17 protein-coding genes are annotated in these 17,403 nt (G+C 56.9%); 14 read left to right on the forward strand and 3 right to left on the reverse strand.

What is annotated here, in order from left to right:
• Window positions 1-34: 34 nt before the first annotated feature.
• From murJ to ispH, 6 genes are all read left to right on the forward strand, one after another.
• A complete protein-coding gene (murJ, locus tag U5A05_RS03955) occupies window positions 35-1,573 on the forward strand; it encodes a murein biosynthesis integral membrane protein MurJ (protein WP_261740903.1) in 1,539 nt (512 codons plus the stop codon).
• A 118-nt stretch (window positions 1,574-1,691) separates the two neighbouring features.
• Entirely contained in the window at window positions 1,692-2,642 is a 951-nt protein-coding gene (gene ribF / locus U5A05_RS03960) for a bifunctional riboflavin kinase/FAD synthetase (protein ID WP_261740904.1), read from the forward strand.
• Window positions 2,639-5,470, forward strand: a complete 2,832-nt coding sequence (gene ileS, locus U5A05_RS03965) for an isoleucine--tRNA ligase (protein WP_261740905.1) — start codon at window positions 2,639-2,641, stop codon at window positions 5,468-5,470. The genes ribF and ileS overlap by 4 nt, the downstream gene beginning before the upstream one ends.
• A complete protein-coding gene (gene lspA / locus U5A05_RS03970) occupies window positions 5,463-5,981 on the forward strand; it encodes a signal peptidase II (RefSeq protein WP_261740906.1) in 519 nt (172 codons plus the stop codon). The genes ileS and lspA overlap by 8 nt, the downstream gene beginning before the upstream one ends.
• Window positions 5,974-6,411, forward strand: coding sequence for an FKBP-type peptidyl-prolyl cis-trans isomerase (gene fkpB / locus U5A05_RS03975; protein ID WP_261740907.1), 438 nt, complete (start codon window positions 5,974-5,976; stop codon window positions 6,409-6,411). Before lspA ends, fkpB begins: the two co-directional genes overlap by 8 nt.
• A 65-nt stretch (window positions 6,412-6,476) precedes the next feature.
• On the forward strand, window positions 6,477-7,424 hold the full coding sequence (gene ispH, locus U5A05_RS03980) for a 4-hydroxy-3-methylbut-2-enyl diphosphate reductase (RefSeq protein WP_261740908.1): 948 nt from the start codon (window positions 6,477-6,479) through the stop codon (window positions 7,422-7,424).
• On the opposite strand, the gene U5A05_RS03985 is transcribed toward ispH, so the two are convergent.
• On the reverse strand, window positions 7,421-7,942 hold the full coding sequence (locus U5A05_RS03985) for a GspH/FimT family pseudopilin (RefSeq protein ID WP_321835808.1): 522 nt from the start codon (window positions 7,940-7,942) through the stop codon (window positions 7,421-7,423). The two genes, ispH and U5A05_RS03985, sit on opposite strands and share 4 nt — an antisense overlap.
• A gap of 243 nt (window positions 7,943-8,185) precedes the next feature.
• Here U5A05_RS03985 and pilV point away from each other — a divergent pair, with 243 nt between their 5' ends.
• The 5 genes from pilV to thiO are packed head-to-tail and all read left to right on the forward strand — an operon-like array spanning window position 8,186 to window position 11,193.
• Complete coding sequence (pilV, locus tag U5A05_RS03990) at window positions 8,186-8,425, forward strand: type IV pilus modification protein PilV (protein ID WP_321835809.1); 240 nt, start codon at window positions 8,186-8,188, stop codon at window positions 8,423-8,425.
• Window positions 8,422-9,096, forward strand: coding sequence for a PilW family protein (locus tag U5A05_RS03995; RefSeq protein ID WP_321835810.1), 675 nt, complete (start codon window positions 8,422-8,424; stop codon window positions 9,094-9,096). Before pilV ends, U5A05_RS03995 begins: the two co-directional genes overlap by 4 nt.
• 8 nt (window positions 9,097-9,104) lie before the next feature.
• Entirely contained in the window at window positions 9,105-9,647 is a 543-nt protein-coding gene (locus U5A05_RS04000; RefSeq protein WP_321835811.1) for a pilus assembly PilX family protein, read from the forward strand.
• Window positions 9,648-9,657: 10 nt separating this feature from the next.
• A complete protein-coding gene (locus U5A05_RS04005) occupies window positions 9,658-10,059 on the forward strand; it encodes a type IV pilin protein (RefSeq protein ID WP_261740912.1) in 402 nt (133 codons plus the stop codon).
• A gap of 33 nt (window positions 10,060-10,092) precedes the next feature.
• A complete protein-coding gene (gene thiO, locus U5A05_RS04010; protein ID WP_261740913.1) occupies window positions 10,093-11,193 on the forward strand; it encodes a glycine oxidase ThiO in 1,101 nt (366 codons plus the stop codon).
• Between the two features lie 109 nt (window positions 11,194-11,302).
• On the opposite strand, the gene U5A05_RS04015 is transcribed toward thiO, so the two are convergent.
• Window positions 11,303-11,533, reverse strand: a complete 231-nt coding sequence (locus U5A05_RS04015) for a PP0621 family protein (protein ID WP_321835812.1) — start codon at window positions 11,531-11,533, stop codon at window positions 11,303-11,305.
• Between the two features lie 118 nt (window positions 11,534-11,651).
• A complete protein-coding gene (locus U5A05_RS04020) occupies window positions 11,652-12,665 on the reverse strand; it encodes an outer membrane protein assembly factor BamD (RefSeq protein WP_261740915.1) in 1,014 nt (337 codons plus the stop codon).
• A 148-nt stretch (window positions 12,666-12,813) separates the two neighbouring features.
• Here U5A05_RS04020 and rluD point away from each other — a divergent pair, with 148 nt between their 5' ends.
• The 3 genes from rluD (at window position 12,814) to clpB (ending at window position 17,195) form a co-directional block, all read left to right on the forward strand.
• Window positions 12,814-13,776, forward strand: a complete 963-nt coding sequence (gene rluD, locus U5A05_RS04025) for a 23S rRNA pseudouridine(1911/1915/1917) synthase RluD (RefSeq protein WP_261740916.1) — start codon at window positions 12,814-12,816, stop codon at window positions 13,774-13,776.
• On the forward strand, window positions 13,773-14,507 hold the full coding sequence (gene pgeF, locus U5A05_RS04030) for a peptidoglycan editing factor PgeF (protein ID WP_321835813.1): 735 nt from the start codon (window positions 13,773-13,775) through the stop codon (window positions 14,505-14,507). The genes rluD and pgeF overlap by 4 nt, the downstream gene beginning before the upstream one ends.
• Before the next feature lie 120 nt (window positions 14,508-14,627).
• Window positions 14,628-17,195 carry an ATP-dependent chaperone ClpB gene (clpB, locus tag U5A05_RS04035; RefSeq protein ID WP_261740918.1) on the forward strand — a complete coding sequence of 856 codons (2,568 nt, stop codon included), beginning with the start codon at window positions 14,628-14,630 and terminating at the stop codon, window positions 17,193-17,195.
• Window positions 17,196-17,403: the final 208 nt, after the last annotated feature.

The following is a 17,403-nucleotide window of genomic DNA, read 5'->3' on the forward strand; positions in this document are numbered from 1 at the left end:
GCCTGCTCTTTCTCTATAGGCAAAAACTCTTTCAATGAATTTGCTCAAATCGTTAGCAGCCGTCAGCTCTATCACAATGATTTCAAGGGTTCTGGGCTTTATCCGAGACACCATTATTGCGCGCACTTTTGGTGCCGGGATGGCCACGGATGCGTTCTTTATTGCCTTTAAACTGCCTAATCTGCTGCGCAGGATTTTCGCCGAGGGGGCTTTTTCACAGGCCTTTGTGCCGATTCTGGCGGAATACAAAAACCAGCAAGGTGAGGAAGCGACGCGAACATTTGTGGCTTACGTCGCCGGTCTGTTGACGTTGGTACTGGCAATCGTGACCATTTTGGGAATGATTGCCGCGCCTTGGGTGATCTGGGCGACGGCGCCGGGGTTTGCCACCACGCCAGAGAAGTTCGAGCTGACTTCTGACATGTTGCGGGTAACGTTCCCTTATATATTGCTGATCTCGCTGTCATCGTTGGCAGGGGCAATCCTCAATACCTGGAACCGCTTTGCAGTGCCGGCCTTTGTTCCGACGCTGCTTAACGTCAGCATGATTATTTTCGCATTGTTCCTGACCCCGTACTTTGATCCGCCGGTGATGGCGCTCGGGTGGGCGGTGTTGGCCGGCGGTTTGGCCCAATTGCTGTTTCAGCTGCCGCATCTAAAGAAAATCGGCATGTTGGTCCTGCCACGGCTGAATCTGCGTGACACCGGGGTATGGCGGGTCATGAAGCAAATGCTGCCAGCTATTCTGGGCGTTTCAGTCAGTCAAATTTCTCTGATTATCAACACTATTTTTGCCTCATTCCTGGTTGCCGGGTCGGTGTCCTGGATGTACTACGCAGACCGTCTGATGGAGTTGCCTTCAGGTGTGTTGGGTGTGGCGTTGGGCACGATTCTGTTGCCGACACTGTCAAAAACCTACGCCAATAAAGACCGCCAGGAGTATTCGCGGATCCTCGATTGGGGCTTGCGTCTGTGCTTTGTACTGGTGCTGCCATGCTCGTTGGCGCTGGCGATTCTGGCTGAGCCGCTGACTGTGTCGTTGTTTCAGTATGGTCAGTTTTCGGCGTTGGATGCGGCCATGACCCAGCGCGCGTTAATCGCATATTCGGTTGGCCTGCTCGGTATTATTTTGATTAAAGTACTGGCGCCCGGGTTTTACGCGCAGCAGAACATACGGACCCCGGTGAAAATTGCCGTGTTCACGCTGATCGTTACGCAGTTACTCAACCTGGTATTTATTGTGCCGTTGCAGCATGCCGGTCTGGCACTGGCAATCAGCGTGGGTGCCTGCATCAATGCCGGGCTGCTGTTTTGGCAGATGCGCAAGCAAAAGCTGTTTGTCGCGCAGCCAGGCTGGACCAAGTACCTGTTCAAGCTGGTGTTGGCGGTGGCCGTGATGTCCGCTGTGTTGCTGGGTTTGATGCATCTGATGCCTGCCTGGGATCATGGCAATATGCTGGAGCGCTTTACTCGTCTGGGCGGGTTGGTTGTTGCAGGCGTGCTGGCGTATTTCGGCATGTTGTTGCTGTTGGGCTTGCGTTTGAAGGATTTCGCCCGCAAGTCACTTATGTAAGGTAATTGAAGGTCAGACGTCGATTTTGTCGAATTGACCTGATTTGCCTTGCGCTGTTGCCTGTCGTACCGGGCTGGGTGTGGTTATAATCGACCACTTTATGAGCAAGAAGCGCGTTATGCAGCTGGTTCTAGGCCTTCACAATCTGCGGCCCCAGCATCGGGGCTGCGTCGCCACTATTGGCAACTTTGACGGTGTACACCGTGGTCACCAGGCTATCCTGGGCCGGCTGCGTGAGCGTGCACTGGAGTTGGGCGTGCCCAGCTGCGTGGTGATTTTCGAACCGCAGCCGCGCGAGTTCTTTGCCCCCGAAACAGCCCCGGCGCGTCTGGCCCGGCTGCGCGACAAGCTGCAGCTGCTGGCGGACGCCGGGGTTGATCGGGTGCTGTGCCTGGCGTTCAATCAACGCTTGTGCAAGCTCAGCGCTGCCGAGTTTGTCGACACCATTCTGGTGGACGGCCTGGGTGTGCAACATCTGGAAGTCGGTGACGACTTTCGTTTTGGCTGCGACCGCGTGGGCGACTTCGACTTTTTACAGCAAGCAGGCCTGATGCAGGGCTTTACCGTCGAGGCCGCGCAAACGGTCGAACTTGATGGCGTACGCATCAGCAGCACCAAGGTGCGCGATGCCTTGGCCGTCGCAGATTTCCCCCTCGCAGAACGTTTGCTGGGGCGTCCTTTTCAAATTGCTGGCAGGGTATTGCACGGGCAAAAACTGGCGCGCCAATTAGGTACGCCGACAGCCAATATCCAGCTCAAGCGTCGTCGTGTTCCGTTGACCGGGGTTTACCTGGCCAGCGTCGAGATCGATGGTAAAACCTGGCCCGGCGTCGCCAACATTGGCGTCAGGCCAACCGTAGCAGGGGATGGCAGCGCCCATCTTGAAGTACATCTATTGGATTTCGCCGGTGATCTGTATGGCCGGCGTTTGACTGTGGCATTCCACCACAAGCTGCGTGATGAGCAGCGTTTCGCCTCCCTGGAGGCGCTCAAGACGGCGATCAATGCGGACGTCGCCGCCGCCCGAGCCTATTGGCTGGGTCAACCGCTTAAAAAGAGCCTGAAATGACCGACTACAAAGCCACGCTAAACCTCCCGGACACCGCCTTCCCAATGAAGGCCGGCCTGCCACAGCGCGAACCGCAAATTTTGCAGCGCTGGGACAGCATTGGCCTGTACGGGAAGTTGCGCGAGATTGGCAAGGATCGTCCGAAGTTCGTACTTCACGACGGTCCTCCGTACGCCAACGGCACGATTCACATCGGTCATGCGCTGAACAAGATTCTCAAGGACATGATCATCCGCTCCAAGACCCTTTCGGGTTTTGACGCGCCGTACGTGCCGGGCTGGGACTGCCACGGTCTGCCAATTGAGCATAAGGTCGAAGTGACCCACGGTAAAAACCTGAGCGCGGATAAAACCCGCGAGCTGTGCCGTGCCTATGCCACTGAGCAGATCGAAGGCCAGAAGTCCGAGTTCATCCGCCTGGGTGTGCTGGGTGACTTCGCCAACCCGTACAAAACCATGGACTTCAAAAACGAAGCCGGTGAAATCCGTGCTTTGGCCGAAATCGTCAAAGGCGGTTTCGTATTTAAAGGCTTGAAGCCTGTGAACTGGTGTTTCGACTGCGGTTCGGCCCTGGCTGAAGCAGAAGTTGAATATCAGGACAAAAAATCGGCCGCCATCGACGTCGCGTTCCCGATTGCGGATGAAGCCAAGCTGGCTGAGGCCTTTGGCCTGGCAGCTCTGAGCAAGCCAACCTCGATCGTGATCTGGACCACCACCCCGTGGACCATTCCGGCCAACCAGGCGCTTAACGTGCACCCGGAGTTCACCTACGCGCTGGTCGACGTAGGCGACAAACTGCTGGTATTGGCTGAAGAACTGGTTGAATCCAGCCTTGCCCGCTACAACCTGCAAGGTTCGGTCATCGCCACCACAACCGGTGCTGCGCTGGAGCTGATCAACTTCCGTCACCCGTTCTACGACCGTCTGTCGCCAGTTTATCTGGCCGAGTACGTTGAGCTGGGCGCTGGCACTGGCGTGGTTCACTCCGCCCCGGCTTACGGCGTAGACGACTTCGTGACCTGTAAAGCCTATGGCATGGTCAACGACGACATTATCAACCCGGTGCAAAGCAATGGCGTGTATGTGCCGTCGCTGGAGTACTTCGGTGGCCAGTTCATCTGGAAGGCCAACCAGAACATCATCGACAAGCTGATCGAAGTCGGCTCGCTGATGTTTACCGAAACCATCAGCCACAGCTATATGCACTGCTGGCGCCACAAGACTCCGCTGATCTACCGCGCAACCGCGCAGTGGTTTATCGGCATGGACAAAGAGCCGACTGCCGGCGATACCCTGCGCACCCGTGCGATCAAGGCTATCGAAGACACTCAGTTTGTTCCTGCATGGGGTCAGGCCCGCCTGCACTCAATGATCGCCAATCGCCCTGACTGGTGCATCTCGCGTCAACGCAACTGGGGCGTACCGATTCCGTTCTTCCTGAACAAGGAAAGCGGCGAGCTGCACCCACGCACCGTCGAAATGATGGAAGAAGTGGCCAAGCGCGTTGAAGTCGAAGGCATTGAAGCCTGGTTCAAAATGGACGCCGCCGAGCTGCTGGGCGACGAAGCGCCGTTGTACGACAAGATCACTGACACCCTGGACGTCTGGTTTGATTCGGGCACTACGCATTGGCACGTTCTGCGCGGTTCGCACCCGATGGGTCACGAGACCGGCCCGCGTGCCGATCTGTACCTCGAAGGTTCCGACCAGCACCGTGGCTGGTTCCACTCGTCGTTGCTGACCGGTTGTGCCATCGACAACCACGCGCCGTACCGTGAACTGCTGACCCACGGTTTCACCGTGGACGAGGCGGGCCGCAAAATGTCCAAATCTTTGGGCAACGTGATTGCACCGCAGAAGGTCAACGACACCTTGGGCGCTGACATCATGCGTCTGTGGGTTGCTTCGACCGACTATTCGGGTGAAATCGCGGTTTCCGACCAGATCCTGCAACGCAGTGCGGACGCCTACCGGCGTATCCGTAACACCGCGCGCTTCCTGCTGTCGAACCTGACCGGCTTCAACCCGGCTACCGACATCCTGCCAGCCGAAGAAATGCTGGCCCTGGACCGTTGGGCTGTGGATCGCGCTCTGTTGCTGCAACGCGAGCTTGAGCTGCATTACGGCGAATACCGTTTCTGGAACGTGTACTCCAAGGTGCATAACTTCTGCGTGCAGGAGCTGGGTGGTTTCTACCTGGATATCATCAAGGACCGTCAGTACACCACCGGCGCTGACAGCAAGGCCCGTCGTTCGTGCCAGACCGCACTGTTCCACATCTCCGAAGCGCTGGTGCGCTGGATCGCTCCGATCCTGTCGTTCACCGCTGACGAGTTGTGGCAATACCTGCCAGGCGAGCGCAACGAATCGGTCATGCTCAACACCTGGTATGAAGGCCTGACTGAAATGCCGGAAGGCACCGAAATGGATCGCGCCTATTGGGAGCGGATCATGGCGGTCAAGGTTGCGGTCAACAAAGAGATGGAAAACCTGCGCGCAGCCAAAGCCATTGGCGGCAACTTGCAGGCTGAAGTCACCTTGTTCGCCGAAGATCAACTGGCCGCGGACCTGTCCAAGCTGAGCAACGAACTGCGTTTCGTGCTGATCACCTCCACTGCCAGCGTTGCACCGTTCTCGCTGGCGCCTGTGGATGCGGTTGTTACCGAAGTAGCGGGCCTCAAGCTCAAAGTGGTCAAGTCGGCTCACGCCAAGTGCGCGCGCTGCTGGCATTGCCGCGAAGATGTCGGCGTGAACCCGGAGCATCCGGAAATCTGCGGCCGTTGCGTCGACAACATCAGCGGCGCCGGCGAGGTACGTCACTATGCCTAATACCAGCACTACCGGGCGCTTCGGGCGCCTGGGCTGGCTCTGGTTGACCTTGCTGGTCCTGGTCATTGACCTGACCACCAAGGTCTATTTCGACAACTCGCTGCAGATGTACCAGCAAATTGTGGTGATCCCTGATCTCTTCAGCTGGACCCTGGCCTACAACACTGGCGCGGCCTTCAGCTTTCTGGCTGACAGTGCTGGCTGGCAGCGCTGGTTGTTTGCATTGATTGCTGTAGTGGTCAGTACTGTGCTGGTGGTTTGGCTCAAGCGCCTTGGGCGCAATGACACTTGGTTGGCCATCGCGCTGGCACTGATTCTGGGTGGCGCGTTGGGTAATCTGTATGACCGCATTGCCTACGGCCATGTAGTCGATTTCATTCTGGTGCATTGGCAAAATCGCTGGTACTTCCCTGCTTTCAACTTCGCCGACAGTGCGATTTGTGTAGGTGCCGTGATGCTGGCGTTGGATATGTTCAAAAGTAAAAAGTCCGGAGAGCCCGCTCATGACTGAGCAACGCATTGGCCAAAACACACAAGTCACTCTGCATTTCGCTTTGCGCCTGGAGAATGGCGACACCGTCGACAGCACCTTCGACAAATCCCCGGCCACCTTCAAGGTTGGTGATGGCAGCCTGCTTCCAGGTTTTGAAGCTGCATTGTTCGGTTTCAAGGCGGGTGACAAGCGCACGCTGGAAGTTCCTCCAGAGAACGCCTTTGGCCAGCCTAACCCGCAAAATGTGCAGATAATTGCGCGTTCGCAGTTCAAGGACATGGAGTTGTCGCAGGGGTTGCTGGTGATCTTCAACGACGCGGCCAATACCGAGCTTCCGGGTGTGGTCAAAGTCTTTGACGATGAACAAGTAACTATCGATTTCAATCATCCGTTGGCAGGCAAAACCCTGACCTTCGAGGTTGAAATCAAAGACGTTAAAGCGCTGTAACTCAGTGCCCGGCTGCGGCCGGGCCTGATAGGCATTATTTTTCTGCGCGCCCCACGAGGCCTAGTATGCATATCAAACTCGCCAACCCCCGTGGCTTCTGCGCTGGGGTGGACCGTGCGATTGAAATCGTCAATCGTGCTCTGGAAGTCTTCGGTCCGCCTATCTATGTTCGCCACGAAGTGGTGCACAACAAATTTGTCGTCGAAGACCTGCGCTCCCGTGGCGCGATCTTCGTTGAAGAGCTGGATCAGGTTCCGGACGATGTCATTGTGATTTTCAGTGCTCACGGCGTTTCCCAGGCCGTACGTACAGAAGCTGCAGGGCGTGGTCTTAAAGTATTTGACGCTACCTGCCCGCTGGTGACCAAAGTGCATATCGAAGTTGCGCGCTATAGCCGTGACGGTCGTGAGTGCATCCTGATCGGCCATGCCGGTCACCCTGAAGTTGAAGGCACCATGGGTCAGTACGACGCCGGTAATGGCGGTGCGATTTACCTGGTTGAAGACGAAAAAGACGTCGCCAACCTGCAGGTCGCCAACCCGGAAAAACTGGCGTTTGTTACCCAGACCACCTTGTCGATGGACGATACCAGTCGTGTCATCGACGCCCTGCGCGCGCGCTTTCCAGCCATTGGCGGGCCGCGCAAGGACGACATCTGCTACGCGACGCAAAACCGTCAGGATGCGGTCAAGCAGTTGGCCGATGAGTGCGATGTCGTGTTGGTGGTGGGCAGCCCGAACAGCTCCAACTCCAACCGCCTGCGTGAGCTGGCTGAACGTATGAAGACGCCGGCCTATCTGATCGATGGAGCCGAAGATCTGCAAAAAAGCTGGTTCGACGGTGTGCAGAACATTGGTATTACGGCAGGTGCTTCGGCCCCTGAAGTTCTGGTACGTGGCGTGATCCAACAGTTGCATGCCTGGGGCGCAACCGGTGCCGATGAGCTGGCCGGCCGCGAAGAGAACATTACGTTCTCCATGCCCAAGGAACTGCGTGTTCGCGCAATCACCTAAGCTTTTGCACATAACGCCTGTGCAGCCTGATCGCTGCGCAGGCTGATACGCCCGCTTTTTGCCAGTACCACCTGAAAGTGGCTCTGTGCAGTCCTGGCCTGACAAACGTGCAGCGTCCCTGCCTGGAAGGCGCCCCCACTTAGCAGAGGCTCGCCCAACGGGTTGAAACGCACATGGTTTTTAACTGGCGTATTTCCCGCAATGGGTATGCGTCCACTGACTTGGGTTTCGCTCAGTACCGGGTTGCTCTTGTCCAGATGGCTCTGGCCATTGAGGTCCAAAATAGTCCGCCAACCTCGGCTCCAGTCCCCCTCTAGCGCATAAATCACTACATATTGATGACGTAGCAGTGCTTCGGTACGTGCGCTGCGCAGGCTGCTGGCCAGTTGTTCGGCAGCGACCTGGTGCCGTTGATTTTCAGTGAGCGCGCTATAGACCGGGCTGGAAAATCGGGCAGCGATCGCCACGATCGTCAGTGCCAGCAGTAACTGGATCAGGCTCATGCCACGTTGGTGCACAGTGTCCTCCCTGGATATTTTCTGGCATGTGTTATCGGTATAGCTGAAGCGGAATCTGCGGATCCCCGGTAATAGTTTCATCATGTTTGTGGCGTTATTGACCGGCTACGGCTCACGAAGTCAGGTGAATAATCGTGTTGTCTTGCTTGGCATCGTCCTACCAGTGGGGGCTGTAACTGGCGCTAGGCTTTTGGCTGGGCGACACAGGATGTGTCGTTGTCGTCATAGACATGGAGGGTTCACATGCCTCGATTAAATAAAAGCCGACAAGTTGGAATGACCCTGATCGAAGTGCTGATTGCGCTGTTGATTCTGTTTATCAGCCTGTTGGGTTCTGCCGGTATGCAGCTCAATGCCCTGAAATACACCACCAGCGCGCTAACAAGTACCCAGGCCAGTTTTATTGCCTACAGCACACGGGATCAGGTGCGGGCCGCCGTGAATCCGACCCTGAACCGCCATGCAACGGCAAAAGCATTATGAACAGGCCGAATTCGGGGTTTGGCCTGATCGAGCTGATGGTGGCATTGACGTTGGGTTCGCTGGTGGTGTTGGGGCTGGCACAAGTTTTTTTAAGCAGTCGCGCCACCTACTTGAGCCAGCGCTCATCGGCAATGCTGCAAGAGGATGCGCGCTATGTGCTGAGCAAAATGGCGCGTGAAATTCGCATGGTGGGCATGTTCGGCTGCCTTCCGGTTGATCGCATCATTGATGCACCGGAGGTGTTTAAAACGCCTGTTTCCGGGCATGGCAAATCGTTTCGCATGATCACTGCGGACATGGGGCGTCAGGCGGGCAGGCCTGACTGGACGGTGGTGTCGGACTGCACAACATTCGCAAAAGCCTACCCTGGCGCGCGATTATCTTTGGCCCTTGGTGAAATGGCTTTCCCCTTGCGTGAGTTGTTTTACCGCTTCGAGAGTGGGCAGTTGAAAACCGGGCCCAATAAAACAGTGCTGCTCGATAATGTGGCTGCGTTTGATGTGAGTTTTGGCGTAGCAGGTGCGCAGTCGGTGATGCGCTATGAGGACCGTCCGGCCAATGTTTCCAGTATCCGTAGCGTACGTATCGGCCTGACCTTGCGAGACCCTGGGGGGCGGGTCAAGGATCAGGCATATCAGTTGGTTGTCGCTTTGCGTAATAGACGGGTTTAGGGCCGCCCATGTTTTTTTCGTTAAGTACTCAGCGTGGGATGGTGCTGCTGGTCAGCCTGGTATTTATGTTGCTGCTCAGCCTGACGGGCCTGGCTTCCATGGTCAGCGCAACACAGCAGGAAAAAATGGCTGCAGCCATTCAGCGTGCCCATCACTCATTCCAGGCTGCGGAAGCGGCGCTAAACAGTGGTGAATCCTGGCTTCTGGACGGATGGGTCGGATTAGTGCCGTGCACTTCGCCAGCCGGCTGTAACCCGCCTGCAGAGGCCCGCTCTCAGGTAGTGCCAGCGCTTGATCCGGTATCAGGGGTGCTTTGGGTAGGCGTTGCGGATGGGTTGTATGGCATGCAGAACCTTGGGCCGAGTGTTACTCCAGGGCATTTCCCGGTGACCACCACGACCCGTTTGTATCGAGTTACCGGCATTGGCTTGCGCGGGCAGTCGCGTACGGTGCTGGAGAGTATTTATGCACGTTATCAGGACGTGTATGACGGTCCTGAAGAGGATGCCCCCCAGCGTTTTCGCCGGGTTATGTGGCGGCAGCTGCAATAGGGAATACGCAATGTATAGACGTGGAGCAGGTTTTACCTTGATCGAACTGATGATCGCTGTGGTGATCATCGGTATCCTTGGTGCATTCGTTTATCCGCTGTATGGCGATTATGTGAAGCGGGCGTATCGCTCTCAAATCGTTGTCCTGTTAACGACGCAAGCCCAAAGTCTTGAGCGCTTTTATACAAAAAACGCGATATATAGCGGCGTGCAAGACCTCAGTTCAGGTAATCAGTACTACGACATTACGATCGATCTCGCAGATCACGCCTTCTTGCTGACGGCAACGCCTAAAGCGGGTTCGGCAATGGCGGGTGATCCATGCGGGAGCTTTATGCTGGCTCATACCGGTTTGGCAACGATTACCCAGGCCGCCCCGGGCCTGACACTGCATCAGTGCTGGGGGCGCTAACGATTAATTTTGAATCACGGGCTGGATTAATAGATGGCTAGGCAGCAACGGGTAGTGATTGTCGGGGGTGGGGTTATCGGCCTGCTGACTGCGTTTAATCTGGCCGCTGATGTTGAGCAGGTGGTTCTGCTGGACCGTAGTGGTGTAGGGCAGGAGTCTTCATGGGCGGGCGGAGGGATTGTTTCGCCGCTTTATCCGTGGCGCTATAACTGTGCGGTCACGGCACTGGCCCACTGGTCACAGGATTTTTACCCACTATTGGCCGAGCGTTTGTTCGCCTCTACGGGGGTCGATCCAGAAGTGCATACCACCGGCCTGTATTGGCTGGATCTGGATGATGAGGCGCAGGCACTGGAGTGGGCCCAGCGTGAGGGCAGGCCACTTGCAACGGCCGATATCTCGGCGGTTGGCGATGCTGTGCCGGTGTTGGGTGGCGGTTATTCGCGCGCCATTTATATGGCCGATGTAGCCAATGTGCGCAATCCGCGGCTGGTTAAGTCGCTCAAGGCTGCGCTGCAGGCCATGCCCAATGTCACGATTCATGAGCAGTGCGAGGTCCTGGGGTTTATTCATGAAGGCGAAAAAATTGCCGGTGTGAATACCACTCAAGGTGAGATTCGCGGCGACGAAGTGGTGCTGTCGGCGGGTGCATGGAGCGGGGAGCTGTTGAGTGGCTTGGGTATTGAGCTACCCGTGGAACCGGTCAAAGGCCAGATGATTTTGTACAAGTGCGCGTCCGACTTCTTGTCGTGCATGGTGCTGGCCAAAGGGCGTTACGCCATCCCACGTCGCGACGGTCATATCCTGATCGGCAGCACGCTGGAGCACGAAGGTTTTGACAAAACCCCGACTCAAACAGCCCTTGAGAGCCTGAAGGCCTCCGCGGTCGAGTTGATCCCAGCATTGGCTGATGCAGAAGTGGTGGGGCATTGGGCTGGCTTGCGCCCGGGGTCGCCGGAAGGCATTCCGTATATTGGTCGGGTGCCGGGCTTTGGCGGGTTGTGGCTCAACTGTGGGCATTATCGCAACGGGCTGGTGCTGGCGCCGGCATCCTGCCAGTTGTTTGCTGATTTGCTACTGGGCCGTGAGCCGATCATCGATCCGGCGCCTTATGCGCCAGAGGGGCGAATTTAAGGCTTGCGCTGTAGCCGCTGCCGCAGGCTGCGATGAATTGCGCAGCGACTCTGAAGTATTGAAGGTCCTGCGGCCTTTATCGCAGCCTGCGGCAGCGGCTACAGGGGAACTAGCCCCGTGGCATTGGCCCTTGCTCCAGATGCTGCTGGGTGCAATACCAGTCTTGTTGCTGGCTCAGTGCCCGGTCGCGGGGCAGGTGTACGCCGCAGTGGGCGCAGCGCACCATCGGTAGGACGCCCGGTTCGACCGGTTTTTTGGTATCGGCCGCAACGGCTTTGTATTTGCGCCAGAGCCACACGCCCGCAGCAATCAGAGCAGCCCAGATCAGTAAACGAAGCATGGTTATTCGCTATTCGAGAAAAGATGCGCCAGTTTAGCCAAGGACTTGGCAGGCGCACAGCGCCAAATCAAACATAAAAAAAGAGCCCCGAAGGGCTCTTTTTTTTGGCGCTGAACAATCAGTCGAACAGGCCAAGGGTCATGTAGCTGAACCATGAGCGGCTTTTACCTTCCGCTTCAGGTTCTGGTATCACATTGCCGTCAGCATCCTTTGGCTTCAGTTCAGCCGGGATTGCATCCTTGGCGTCCTGATACTGCTTCTGGATGTCCATGTTGGCACGGGTTTCACCCGGTGGCAGCGGCGTAGTGGACTCGATCAGGCCCAAGGTGGCCTTGCTCAGCCACGAGCGGTTGTCCGATTCGGAAGTCTGCGGAACAAACTGACCGTCAACCAGGCTTGGGTGGTCCGGGTAGTTGGTTTTGAGCACTTCAAGGCTGGTGTTGGCCAACTGGTCGAGGTGCATGCGCTGGTAAGACTCAACCATTACCGCCAGGCCGTCACCGACCGAAGGGGTTTCCTGGAAGTTTTCGACCACATAGCGACCACGGTTGGCAGCAGCTACATAGGCCTGACGAGTCAGGTAGTAATCGGCTACGTGGATTTCATACGCTGCCAGCAGGTTGCGCAGGTAAATCATGCGCTGCTTGGCGTCTGGTGCGTAACGGCTGTTGGGGTAGCGGCTGGTGAGCTGGGCGAACTCGTTGTAAGAGTCACGTGCAGCGCCAGGATCGCGCTTGGTCATGTCCAGCGGCAGGAAGCGCGCCAGCAGGCCCACGTCCTGGTCAAACGAGGTCAGGCCTTTAAGGTAATAGGCGTAATCAACGTTGGGATGCTGTGGATGCAGGCGGATAAACCGTTCTGCAGCCGACTTGGCCGCTTCGGGTTCGGAGTTTTTGTAGTAGGCGTAAATCAGTTCAAGCTGGGCTTGGTCGGCGTAGCGACCGAACGGGTAGCGTGACTCCAGAGCCTTGAGTTTGGCGGTAGCACTGGTATAGCTGTGGTTGTCCAGGTCGGCCTGTGCCTGCTGGTACAGCTCGACTTCGCTGAGGTTTTCGTCAACTACTTCTTTTGTTGACGAGCAAGCGGCAGTCAGTGCGAGGATGGCGATCAGCAGCAGGTGTCTCACTTGCATGGCGGCTTGCGTCCCTATGACGGCCGCTGTCTTGGGCGGGTCCGTCCTGTTATGATGAGCGCCCCGTGAAAAGCCTCGGGGCAAAAGACGCCGTATTTAACCACAAGCGCGCAGCCGAAACCAAAGGCTTGGCGCGGTCCTGATGAGCATGTCCGAGAAAATTCAACTTCGCGAAGAGGTGCCGTCCGAACTGGGTGGCCAACGCCTCGATCAAGTCGCCGCACAATTATTCGCTGAGCACTCGCGCTCGCGCCTTTCCGCCTGGATCAAAGATGGCCGCCTTACTGTGGACGGAGCCGTCATACGCCCCCGTGACATTGTGCACGGTGGTTGCATCCTGGAGCTGACTGCAGAGCAGGAAGCCCAGGGTGAGTGGATCGCTGAAGACATCCCCCTGGATATCGTCTATGAAGACGATGACATCCTGGTCATCAACAAGCCCGCGGGCCTGGTGGTGCACCCGGCTGCGGGGCATGCCAGTGGCACTTTGCTCAACGCCTTGCTGCACCACATACCGGACATTATCAATGTGCCGCGTGCTGGGATCGTGCATCGCCTGGACAAGGACACCACTGGTCTGATGGTGGTCGCCAAGACCATCCAGGCGCAGACGCAACTGGTTACACAGTTGCAGAGCCGCAGTGTCAGCCGGATCTATGAGTGCATTGTTATCGGTGTTGTCACCGCCGGGGGCAAGATCGACGCGCCCATCGGTCGTCACGGCCAGCAGCGCCAACGCATGGCGGTAATGGAAGGCGGCAAGCAGGCGGTAAGTCATTACCGTGTGCTTGAGCGTTTCCGTTCCCACACCCATGTACGGGTCAAGCTGGAAACCGGTCGTACGCACCAGATTCGTGTACATATGTCTCATATCAACTTCCCGTTGGTCGGAGACCCTGCCTACGGTGGTCGCTTCCGCATTCCGCCGTCTGCCAGTGTGACGATGGTCGAATCGCTGAAAACTTTCCCGCGTCAGGCGCTCCATGCTCGTTTCCTGGAGCTGGATCATCCGACGACCGGTAAGCGCATGAGCTGGGAATCGCCACTGCCGGACGATTTTGTCTGGTTGCTGACGTTGCTCAAGCAAGACCGCGAGGCATTCATCGGGTGAACACCTTCCTGATTCCTGACTGGCCTGCGCCGGCAGGCATCAGGGCCTGTGTGACCACTCGTGCGGGCGGCGTCAGTCTGGCGCCGTTCGACAGCTTCAATCTGGGCGACCATGTGGGCGACGACCCTGTCGCTGTTGCGCATAACCGCCAGCGCCTTACCCATATTTTTGACGTACAGCCCGCTTGGCTCAGCCAGGTTCACGGGGTTGTAGTCGCACCTGCCAACCCTGAACTGATTGTTGAAGCCGACGCCAGCTGGACGGCCACTCCCGGTATTGCCTGCACGGCAATGACGGCAGACTGCTTGCCTGCGCTGTTTTGCGATCGTGCAGGCACTCGCGTTGCAGCAGCCCATGCCGGTTGGCGCGGGCTTGCAGCGGGGGTGCTTGAAGCCGCAGCGCAAAGCCTAAATGTTGAACCGCAAGAGATTCTTGTGTGGCTGGGACCGGCCATCGGCCCCAAGGCGTTCGAGGTTGGCGCAGAGGTTCGGGAAGTCTTTGTTACAGACATGCCAGAAGCGGCTGGAGCCTTTGTGCCCAGCGCCAATGCCGGGCGCTACATGGCCGACATCTATGAGCTGGCGCGTTTGCGCTTGGCCCGTTTCGGCATCAACGCCGTATACGGTGGCGGTTTTTGCACCGTGACCGACCCTCGCTTTTACTCCTACCGGCGCAGTCCTCGTACTGGCCGTTTTGCATCACTGGTTTGGATCGAAAGACCGTCCAGCTGACTTGCGTCATTTTTCAAGCGCTTGAAACTCCCGTAATTGCCCGCATCTACTAAGGTATCTGGCAGGTTTCTTCATTCAGGAGTTTCCATCCCTCCGGCCTGCTCATAAGGAAGGTGACGAATGCGTATAGATAGATTAACCAGCAAGCTGCAATTGGCGTTGTCCGATGCTCAGTCTTTGGCCGTAGGCCTTGACCATCCGGCCATTGAGCCTGCTCACTTGATGCAAGCATTGCTGGAACAGCAGGGCGGTTCGATCAAGCCGCTGCTGATGCAAGTCGGTTTTGATGTAAACAGCCTGCGCAAAGAACTGGCTAAAGAGCTCGATCAGCTGCCAAAAATCCAGAATCCTACTGGCGACGTGAATATGTCGCAGGATCTGGCGCGTCTGTTGAACCAGGCAGACCGGCTGGCGCAGCAAAAAGGCGATCAGTACATCACCAGCGAAATGGTGTTGCTGGCGGCCATGGACGACAACAGCAAGCTGGGCAAACTGTTGCTGGGCCAAGGTGTCACCAAGAAAGCCCTGGAAAACGCCATCAACAACTTGCGCGGTGGCGAAGCGGTCAACGACCCGAACGTTGAAGAGTCGCGTCAGGCGCTGGATAAATACACCATCGACCTGACCAAGCGCGCCGAAGAAGGCAAGCTCGACCCGGTCATTGGTCGTGACGATGAAATTCGCCGCACCATTCAGGTCTTGCAGCGTCGTACCAAAAACAACCCGGTACTGATCGGTGAACCTGGCGTGGGTAAAACCGCGATTGCCGAAGGTCTGGCCCAACGGATCATCAACGGCGAAGTGCCTGACGGCCTCAAAGGCAAACGCCTGCTGTCGTTGGACATTGGTGCGTTGATTGCTGGTGCCAAGTTCCGTGGTGAGTTCGAAGAGCGTCTTAAAGCATTGCTCAACGAGCTGTCGAAACAGGAAGGGCAAATCATCCTGTTTATCGACGAACTGCACGTAATGGTCGGTGCCGGCAAGGGCGAGGGCGCAATGGACGCGGGCAACATGCTCAAGCCTGCGCTGGCGCGGGGTGAGTTGCACTGTGTAGGTGCCACAACGCTCAACGAGTACCGCCAATACATCGAGAAGGACGCAGCGCTTGAGCGTCGTTTCCAGAAAGTACTGGTAGAAGAGCCGAGCGAAGAAGACACCATCGCGATCCTGCGTGGCCTCAAAGAGCGTTATGAGGTTCACCACAAGGTGGCTATTACCGACGGTGCAATCATTGCCGCGGCCAAGCTCAGCCATCGCTATATCACGGATCGTCAGTTGCCCGACAAGGCGATTGACCTGATCGACGAGGCGGCCAGCCGTATCCGCATGGAGATCGACTCCAAGCCTGAGGTACTGGACCGTCTGGAGCGCCGCTTGATTCAACTCAAGGTTGAAGCGCAGGCACTCAAGAAAGAAGAAGACGAGGCAGCGAAAAAGCGCCTTGAGAAACTGCAGGAAGAAATCCAGCGTCTTGAGCGCGAGTATTCTGACCTGGAAGAAATCTGGACCTCGGAAAAAGCCGAAGTGCAGGGTTCTGCGCAGATCCAGCAGAAGATCGAGCAAGCGCGCCAGGAGCTTGAAGTGGCACGCCGCAGCGGTAACCTCAACCGCATGGCCGAGTTGCAGTACGGGATCATTCCCGACCTGGAGCGCAGCCTGCAAATGGTCGATGAGCACAGCAGCAAAACTGAAAACCAGTTGCTGCGCAGCAAGGTGACCGAAGAGGAAATCGCTGAAGTGGTATCGAAGTGGACGGGTATCCCGGTCTCCAAGATGCTCGAAGGCGAGCGCGACAAGCTGATGAAGATGGAAAGCTTGCTGCATCAGCGCGTGATTGGTCAGGACGAGGCGGTTGTGGCTGTGTCCAACGCGGTACGCCGTTCACGTGCAGGCCTGAGTGACCCGAACCGCCCAAGCGGCTCGTTCATGTTCCTTGGCCCGACCGGTGTGGGTAAAACCGAGCTGTGCAAGGCGCTGGCCGAGTTCCTCTTTGATACTGAAGAGGCGATGGTGCGGATCGATATGTCCGAGTTCATGGAGAAACATTCCGTGGCTCGATTGATTGGTGCGCCACCGGGCTATGTAGGTTACGAAGAAGGCGGTTACTTGACCGAAGCAGTACGGCGCAAGCCTTACTCGGTGATCCTGCTGGACGAAGTCGAGAAGGCTCACCCGGACGTGTTCAACGTGTTGCTGCAAGTGCTTGAAGACGGTCGCCTGACTGACAGTCATGGTCGCACGGTGGACTTCCGCAATACGGTGATCGTGATGACGTCCAACCTGGGCTCTGCACAGATCCAGGAGCTGGTTGGTGATCGTGAAGCACAGCGTGCAGCGGTGATGGATGCGGTAAGCACCCACTTCCGTCCGGAGTTTGTGAACCGGATCGACGAAGTGGTGATCTTCGAGCCTCTGGCCCGTGATCAGATTGCCGGCATCGCCGAGATCCAGTTGGGTCGTCTGCGCAGCCGTCTGACTGAGCGTGACCTGAGCCTTGAGCTGAGTCAGGAGGCTCTGGATAAACTGATAGCGGTAGGTTACGACCCGGTTTATGGCGCACGCCCTCTGAAACGTGCGATCCAGCGCTGGATCGAAAACCCGTTGGCACAGCTGATTCTGTCCGGTCAGTTCTTGCCAGGCACTACTGTGGTAGCCACCGTGAAGGACGACGAAATCGTCTTTGCATAAGGCTTGAAAGTGGTGCTTTAAGGAAGGCCTCGCATTGCGAGGCCTTTTTTTTATTTAGGGTGTTGATCTATAAGGAAAACGCGAGTAAAGTGCGCCCCGCAGTAAGTCACCCGCAACGGCAACTTGGCCCAAACCGAGAAGCCCGCTAGAAGAGCTAAGTAATTGTCTTCTAACGAAAAATAAGGGTTGACAAGGGTTTTAAAGCTTG

Origin of the sequence: Pseudomonas kulmbachensis, from assembly GCF_963681935.1 — a bacterium.
In the GTDB taxonomy this organism is placed as follows: Bacteria; Pseudomonadota; Gammaproteobacteria; order Pseudomonadales; family Pseudomonadaceae; genus Aquipseudomonas; species Aquipseudomonas kulmbachensis.

Coding starts and splice junctions, on each gene's coding strand:
- murJ (WP_261740903.1), top strand. CDS start 35: ATGAATTTGCTCAAATCGTTAGCAGCCGTCAGCTCTATCACAATGATT.
- ribF (WP_261740904.1), top strand. CDS start 1,692: ATGCAGCTGGTTCTAGGCCTTCACAATCTGCGGCCCCAGCATCGGGGC.
- ileS (WP_261740905.1), top strand. CDS start 2,639: ATGACCGACTACAAAGCCACGCTAAACCTCCCGGACACCGCCTTCCCA.
- lspA (WP_261740906.1), top strand. CDS start 5,463: ATGCCTAATACCAGCACTACCGGGCGCTTCGGGCGCCTGGGCTGGCTC.
- fkpB (WP_261740907.1), top strand. CDS start 5,974: ATGACTGAGCAACGCATTGGCCAAAACACACAAGTCACTCTGCATTTC.
- ispH (WP_261740908.1), top strand. CDS start 6,477: ATGCATATCAAACTCGCCAACCCCCGTGGCTTCTGCGCTGGGGTGGAC.
- pilV (WP_321835809.1), top strand. CDS start 8,186: ATGCCTCGATTAAATAAAAGCCGACAAGTTGGAATGACCCTGATCGAA.
- U5A05_RS03995 (WP_321835810.1), top strand. CDS start 8,422: ATGAACAGGCCGAATTCGGGGTTTGGCCTGATCGAGCTGATGGTGGCA.
- U5A05_RS04000 (WP_321835811.1), top strand. CDS start 9,105: ATGTTTTTTTCGTTAAGTACTCAGCGTGGGATGGTGCTGCTGGTCAGC.
- U5A05_RS04005 (WP_261740912.1), top strand. CDS start 9,658: ATGTATAGACGTGGAGCAGGTTTTACCTTGATCGAACTGATGATCGCT.
- thiO (WP_261740913.1), top strand. CDS start 10,093: ATGGCTAGGCAGCAACGGGTAGTGATTGTCGGGGGTGGGGTTATCGGC.
- U5A05_RS04015 (WP_321835812.1), bottom strand. CDS start 11,533: ATGCTTCGTTTACTGATCTGGGCTGCTCTGATTGCTGCGGGCGTGTGG.
- U5A05_RS04020 (WP_261740915.1), bottom strand. CDS start 12,665: ATGCAAGTGAGACACCTGCTGCTGATCGCCATCCTCGCACTGACTGCC.
- rluD (WP_261740916.1), top strand. CDS start 12,814: ATGTCCGAGAAAATTCAACTTCGCGAAGAGGTGCCGTCCGAACTGGGT.
- clpB (WP_261740918.1), top strand. CDS start 14,628: ATGCGTATAGATAGATTAACCAGCAAGCTGCAATTGGCGTTGTCCGAT.